Origin of the sequence: Chamaesiphon sp. VAR_69_metabat_338 (assembly GCF_031423935.1) — a bacterium.
GTDB lineage: Bacteria > Cyanobacteriota > Cyanobacteriia > Cyanobacteriales > Chamaesiphonaceae > Chamaesiphon.
In genome coordinates, this window is record NZ_JANPGM010000106.1 from 1 (window position 1) to 7,057 (window position 7,057).

The following is a 7,057-nucleotide window of genomic DNA, read 5'->3' on the forward strand; positions in this document are numbered from 1 at the left end:
CCTTTACCCCACCCCAGCCCTGCCCTTATAAAGGGGAGGGAGCAAAGCCCCCCCTTTACTAAGGCTACGGTGTATACACAAGTCTGGAGCGAAGCGAAAGCCCAAGAAATCCCCCTAAATCCCCCTTAAAAAGGGGGACTTTAAAGCCCCCTTTTCAAGGGGGTTGGGGGATTCAGATCTCAAAACGAAGTCCAACAGACTTGTATAGATACGGTAGCTTTTGAAGGCTTGCTCGGGGGAATTTTCTATGATGATAAACGCGAAATTCACTTTTCAGATACCTTTTGAGTGATGGTGCTAGTCGCACACAGTAACACGATAACTCTTTCAATCTGTCCAGATTTCTACAGGTAGGGAGGCTCAAACCCCAAAGCGGGGATAACTAAATGCCAGATAATTTATCCAAACTTTTTCCAGCAGCCATCCCCGCGAAGTCCGTCTCGATGGCTGCGCCGCAAGTGCCGAAGTACAACACAGCTACTGACTATCCAGACCTGCAAGTGTTGCTAATTGAGGATAATCTCGCTGAAGCGCGGTTATTTAGGGAAATTCTCCAGGATGCTTGGGCTAACAAGTTCAGCTTAGTGCATTTCCAGCGGTTAGGGCCAGCCATTATCGAACTCAATTCCACTCGATTTGATGTCGCGCTGCTCGATTTGACATTACCTGATAGTGACGGGCTGGCATCTTTAGACACACTGATCCACCATGTCCCGAGTTTACCGATCGTGGTGTTAACCAATACCAACGATGATGAATTAGCCCTCGATGCAGTGCGACATGGCGCTCAGGATTATCTCGTCAAACGGCAAATCAGTCTCGATATTTTAGTCCGCTCGATCCGGTATGCAATCGAGCGCAAAGCCTCAGCCGAAGCCCTCCGCGAAATCAATGAAACCTTGGAATGGCGCGTCGAAGAACGCACCGCCGCCGTCGAAGCCGCCAACGAATCACTCACTCAGGAAATCGAGTCGCGAGAAAATATCCAAAACCGCTTGGAACTAGCCCAACAGGCTGGTAAACTCGGCACATTTGAATGGGATATTACTACCGATCTCGTCACCTGGTCGAGCGAATTGGAGTATCTCTATGGGTTGCCACCAGGTAGTTTTGGCAACAGCAACGCCAATTGGCTCGCAACTATTCATCCCGAAGATCGCCCGAAGATCTGTGCAGAATTGGAGCGATGGCGAATCATCGCAAAAGGCGATGATTCGCCACATAATTCCCTCACCGCAAGTAACATATCTGAAAGAGAATCACGACAACTACCGCAGGGATTGGACTTAGAGTTTCGGATCGTCGATCCAGATGCTAATATTCGCTGGATTGCGGTCAAAAGTAGCGTGTTTTTCGATTCTTCAGAGGAACGGCTCCAGCAACGAGACACTCATCCCACCCGCACCATCGGCATCCACATGGATATTACCGAAAAAAAACAACTCGAAGCTCAATTCTTTAGAGCGCAACGCTTAGAAAGTCTCGGCACCCTGGCTAGTGGCATCGCCCATGACTTAAATAATGTCCTGACACCGATTGTATCAGTCGCGCAATTATTACCGCTGAGATTGCCAGATATCGACGATCGCACCCAAAGCCTGCTCGCCATCTTAGAATCTAGTGCCCGCCGAGGGGCAGATTTGATCGGCCAAATTTTATCTTTTGCTCAAGGCATCGAAGGTAAACACGTTACGATTCAACCCCATCACCTGCTCGTAGACATTCTGAAGATCGTCGAACAAACCTTGCCCAAATCGATCGAGATCGACAGATATGTTCCCGCCGATCTGTGGCTGGTATCGGGCGATCTGACTCAACTGCATCAAGTCTTGATGAATCTATGCGTCAATGCGCGTGATGCCATGCCCCAAGGTGGTACCCTCAGCATCGAAGCTGCCAACCTGTCGATCGATCCAGCCTCCGCCCGCATCCCGCTCGATGCTCAAGCGGGAAACTACGTCGAGGTGACTATTACCGATACCGGAACTGGAATTGCGCCCCAACTCCTCGATCGAATTTTCGATCCGTTCTTTACTACCAAAGAGATCGGTAAAGGAACTGGTTTGGGTTTATCAGCGGTAATCGGCATTATCAAAAGTCACGGTGGCTTTTTGGATGTTCGGACTCAGGTAAATCGGGGTACCCAATTTCAGGTCTATTTACCTGTGAGCAATATCCCCAGTCAGCCCCACCAGGAGGAAGCCCAACTACCCGGCGGTCAGCAACAGGTTATTTTAGTCGTAGATGATGAAAAAGCGATCGTCGCGCTCATCAAAACCACTCTAGAGACATATAATTACCGAGTTATCACTGCTAATAATGGGGCTGAAGCGATCGCTATTTATGCCCAGCACCGCGACACGATCGACAGTGTGTTAATCGATATGATGATGCCAGTTATGAACGGACTCACTACCGTAGCTGCGCTCCATCAACTCAATCCCGATCTCCCCATCATCGCCATGAGCGGCATCAATTCGATCGAAGCCGTAGCTCAAGCAAAACGGTTTGGGTGCCAATACTTTCTCGCGAAACCTTATACTAACTGCGATTTATTGCAGATACTTTCTGACTGCACTCGCTCGATCGCTCCTTAGAGGCTGTTTGAAAAGTCTGACCTGTTAAGCGCAAACCCTAGAAATCCCCCCTAGCCCCCCATGGAAAGGGGGGAACCGGATCGAAAGTCCCCCTTTTTAAGGGGGATTTAGGGGGATTTACCCACCATCAACGGAGCAATTAGACTTTTCAAACATCCTCTTAGCAATATGAAATCAGGAAGTTCACCCATCTCCCACCTCCCACCTCCTCCATGGATTACTACATCGCTCCAGCTTTTCTCGACAAACTAGCCGTCCATATCACCAAAAATTATCTCGATCTGCCTGGGGTTAAAGTACCGCTAATTCTGGGCGTACATGGGCGTAAAGGCGAGGGTAAAACTTTTCAGTGCGAATTGGTATTCGATCGAATGAAGGTGCTCGCCATCCATATTTCGGCGGGGGAATTGGAAAGTCCCGATGCTGGTGATTCGGCGCGACTGATTCGGCTGCGGTATCGGGAAGCGGCGGAAATCATTAAGGTACGCGGCAGAATGGCAGTACTGGTAATTAATGATATCGATGCCGGTGCGGGCAGATTCGACCAGGGTACGCAGTATACAGTCAATACGCAATTGGTGAATGCGACGCTGATGAATATTGCTGACAATCCCACGAATGTGCAGTTACCAGGCAGTTATGACTCGACACCGTTACCTCGGATTCCGATTATTTTGACTGGTAACGATCTCTCGACGCTTTACGCGCCATTAGTCCGCGATGGGCGGATGGAAAAGTTTTATTGGGTACCGACGCGGGAGGATAAAATTGGCATTGTCAGTGGCATCTTTGCTCCCGATAATATTTCTCAACGTGAGATTGTTGCGTTAGTCGATCGATTTCCCGAGCAAGCCGTTGATTTTTTTGCAGCAATGCGCGCGCGGATTTATGACGAGCAAATTCGGGATTTCATTCACAAAGTCGGTTTGGAACGACTATCGATCGAAGTAGTCAATCCTGCCAGTGGTGTCAAACCAACTTTTCCCAAGCCATATTTTACAATCGATCGACTAATCGAATTTGGCAATCTTTTAGTCCAAGAACAAAAAGCTGTTGCTGATAGTAGATTAGTCGAAGAATACAATCGCGTTCGTTATGGTGTGCCACCTAAATCTTTTTAGCGATCGCATAGATCTGAGGGTACCCACGAGCGACGTGCTTTCCGTCTGCGACACGCCTCGCTTCGTATCTCCTACGGAGAGGCTTCGCCAACGTCTACGGGTTTCCCGAGGGTTTAGCGACTGAAATCACGCGGAGGTTCCCTCCGCATGTGTTTCAGTCAAGACAGCACGTCAAGACAGGGGCACCCCTACACAATTACCTGTAGGGGTGCCCCTCGTGGGTACCCTGGGATGTCGCGGTGATAAGATCGCTTGACTACTTTCGCCACCAGGTATTTAAAAACCACCAGATGCCAATTATTACCTATAGTCCCGCATATACGATCGTCCCAACTTACGAATGCTTCAATCGTTGTAGCTACTGCAATTTTCGGGTCGATCCTGGTGCAGATAGTTGGATGACACTCGATCGAGCCAGCCAGATTATCACCGATCTTCAGGGTCAGAATATCTGTGAAATCTTGATTTTAAGTGGTGAAGTTCATCCTCAATCCTCCCGCCGTCAAGCTTGGATCGATCGGATTTTCGATCTTTGCAATCTTGCTCTAGAAATGGGCTTTTTACCACATACTAATGCTGGCCCTTTGAGCTTCGTTGAGATGGAAAAATTAGCAGGGGTTAATGTCTCGATGGGATTGATGCTGGAATCTCTCGACCCAGCCTTATTGCAAGGCGTACATCGTCATGCGCCGAGTAAATTACCAGCAATAAGACTCGAACAAATTAATTGGGCTGGTGAGTTGAAGATTCCGTTTACGACGGGTTTATTATTAGGTATTGGTGAATCTGAAACCGATCGGGACAATAGCTTACAAGCGATCGCCCAGATTCACGATCGCTGGGGACATATTCAAGAAGTGATTTTACAGCCCTATAGTCCTGGCTCTCAAGAAAGTTTGGCTGGAGCGGGTTTCGACATTACTAAGTTACCTGAATTAATTCGGTTAGCCAGACAGATATTGCCAGCAGATATTACTATTCAAATCCCACCGAACTTAATCCTTACTCCCGCTTTATTATTAGCTTGTTTGACTGCTGGAGCGCGAGATTTGGGTGGTATCGTACCTAAAGATGAAGTCAATCCTGATTACCATCATTTACAGTTACCAGAATTAACCAGACTACTAGCTAATCAGGGCTGGGACTTACAGCCGAGGTTGCCAGTTTATTCCAATTACGAGTATTTATTATCCCCAACTTTGACCGATCGTCTCAACAAACATCGTAGCTAGAAATCCCCAGCGGCTGGTAGTTTTTATCGACGATTGTGAAGAGTATAGTTTTTCCCTGCTCTCCGATTCATCGTCAAAGAAAGTACTGTATCGATTTATCTAATATAATCGCTCGATCGATGGTGACAATAATTGATTTTTTCTAAAATATCCTGCCAGCTAATACCCTGAAGTGTTGGCAAAACTAAATGTGCGTGTGCCAAGCGCACGGCAGGCCCGACACCTAAGACCCACATATTGGCAGCTAAACCCGCTGCTACGCCAGCAGGCGCATCCTCGATCACCAAACAACGATCGGGAGCGATCTCGATCGACTCAGCGGCATACAGAAAGACATCGGGCGCGGGCTTAAGATTTGGGACGCTATTACCATCGGCAATAAAATCGAATAAAGATCTAATCTCCAAGCGTTGTAATACTAACTCGGCATTCTTACTCGAAGATCCCAGCGCAATTTTAATATTCGCAGCGTGTAACTCTTCTAATAAGTTCTCAATTCCTGGTAGCAGATGCTCGCGATTAAGTTTGTCGATTAGTTGGAGATAGTAATCATTCTTCCGGTTTAATAATAATTGCTGTTGGCTCGGACTGAGATCGCGATTCTCTAGAGGAGAGGCTCCGTCAACGCCCAATAGATAATGCAGCGCATCTTCTCGATTTAGTCCCAACATCCCCTCATCGTGAGTCTGTTTGTCAAACGGAATGCCCTCTTCATCGGCGAGTTGCTGCCATGAGAGGTAGTGAAAGTAGACAGTATTGGTGATGACGCCATCGAGATCGAAGATGACTGCTGCGATGTGTGGATCGCGCTCCAGTGTATCCATAGCTATGTGATGTCGATCGACAATTATCTCTGCGACCATAATAACTCTAGGTCAGATGCATACTCATTATGCCCTCAGATTAAGGATATCTCTAGCGATACCGCTAATGATGTTCGATCGCCACTTTGCCGACCCCCGGCAATGCCGCTTAAAATTAGATAACCATGCTGCAATATCGTTTATTTACGCCATTAAGCCATTGAATCCTCAATATACCCCGCCTTGGTGGCTGCAATCCGGTCTAGCCATGACGCTCTACACCGCGCTGCGGATGAGCCAAAATTGGGAAAAATATACGATCGAGCCAGAGCCGATTTATCAAGAGCATATTTTTAGTGGCGATGGCGATGTGCCAATTTTCGGGATTGTCGCAATTCCGCCCCATCCCAAAGGTACGATCGTCGCTACCTATGGAATTACTGGCACCTTAGAAAATCAATGGTTTCTGCGGATTTTAGGCCGCAAAGCATACGCACAGGGTTATGCTGTTGTGTTATTTGACTGGCGCGCTCATGGCAAGACTGCCGAACTGTCACCGCAACTGACTTCTGATGGTATTCATGAGGGCGAGGATTTCGTGCAGATTGCCCGCCAATCGCTCCAGCTCGGCTGTCCCGCACCAATGTGGATAATTGGGTATTCTTTGGGGGGGCAGTTGGCTTTATGGGGCGTTAAGGCGGGTCTTGATGTCCCCGAAATTGCGGGTGGGGCGGTTATCTGTCCCAGCCTAGAATCCGATCGATCTTTGACTTATCTGATGGCGCATCCGTTAGGCAAATATTTAGAAAAGGCGATCTCTAAAGAGCTGCGAAAATTAGCAACGGAGTTGCATCGCTATCATCCCACCCAGATCGACCCCGCCGCGATCGAGCGCGCGACGACGATTTGGGGATTCGATCGGGAATTAGTAATTCCCAGGCTGGGTTTTGCCACCGTCCGCGATTATTATGCCGCGACTAGTCCGTTGTATTTTCTGGCAGATCTGCATAAACCCGTATTAATTATTTATGCTGCTGACGATCCGCTCTTCGATCCGACGCTCGTGCCAGAATTAACCGCGATTGCCAGCAAGCAACCCCAGCTCGATCTCTTATTGACCCCCCACGGTGGACATGTCGGACATATCAGCAGCCAAGCTTGTCAAACGTTAAATATCGATCGCGACCCCTGGTGGAGTTGGAATCGTATTTTAGAATGGATACAATAACCCAATCTTGTAGTAATTATTTAGTCGCTCGATCTTGCGTTTAAGCATAGATCTGTGGGTACCCACAAGCGGCGTT

4 protein-coding genes and 1 pseudogene are annotated in these 7,057 nt (G+C 48.1%); 4 read left to right on the forward strand and 1 reads right to left on the reverse strand.

Going from position 1 to position 7,057, the window contains the following annotated elements; genetic code table 11:
• Positions 1–386 precede the first annotated feature (386 nt).
• The 3 genes and pseudogenes from RMO84_RS03155 to cofG all read left to right on the forward strand — a co-directional run bounded on the left by RMO84_RS03155 (position 387) and on the right by cofG (position 4,950).
• Positions 387–2,597: a response regulator gene (locus RMO84_RS03155; protein WP_310486995.1), complete on the forward strand. Its 2,211-nt coding sequence runs from the start codon at positions 387–389 to the stop codon at positions 2,595–2,597.
• Between the two features lie 212 nt (positions 2,598–2,809).
• Positions 2,810–3,697, forward strand: a pseudogene (locus RMO84_RS03160) (AAA family ATPase); the annotation flags it as partial.
• Positions 3,698–4,008: 311 nt separating this feature from the next.
• Entirely contained in the window at positions 4,009–4,950 is a 942-nt protein-coding gene (cofG, locus tag RMO84_RS03165) for a 7,8-didemethyl-8-hydroxy-5-deazariboflavin synthase subunit CofG (RefSeq protein WP_310486997.1), read from the forward strand.
• Positions 4,951–5,045: 95 nt separating this feature from the next.
• Here cofG and pgmB read toward each other — a convergent pair whose 3' ends face one another.
• Positions 5,046–5,774: a beta-phosphoglucomutase gene (pgmB, locus tag RMO84_RS03170; protein ID WP_310486998.1), complete on the reverse strand. Its 729-nt coding sequence runs from the start codon at positions 5,772–5,774 to the stop codon at positions 5,046–5,048.
• Positions 5,775–6,021: 247 nt separating this feature from the next.
• Between pgmB and RMO84_RS03175 the strand changes: the two genes are divergently transcribed.
• Positions 6,022–6,981: an alpha/beta fold hydrolase gene (locus tag RMO84_RS03175; protein ID WP_310486999.1), complete on the forward strand. Its 960-nt coding sequence runs from the start codon at positions 6,022–6,024 to the stop codon at positions 6,979–6,981.
• Positions 6,982–7,057: the final 76 nt, after the last annotated feature.

What these genes read in the sequence shown, in the direction of transcription:
- RMO84_RS03155 (WP_310486995.1), top strand. Translation starts at nt 387, where the DNA reads ATGCCAGATAATTTATCCAAACTTTTTCCAGCAGCCATCCCCGCGAAG.
- cofG (WP_310486997.1), top strand. Translation starts at nt 4,009, where the DNA reads ATGCCAATTATTACCTATAGTCCCGCATATACGATCGTCCCAACTTAC.
- pgmB (WP_310486998.1), bottom strand. Translation starts at nt 5,774, where the DNA reads ATGGATACACTGGAGCGCGATCCACACATCGCAGCAGTCATCTTCGAT.
- RMO84_RS03175 (WP_310486999.1), top strand. Translation starts at nt 6,022, where the DNA reads ATGACGCTCTACACCGCGCTGCGGATGAGCCAAAATTGGGAAAAATAT.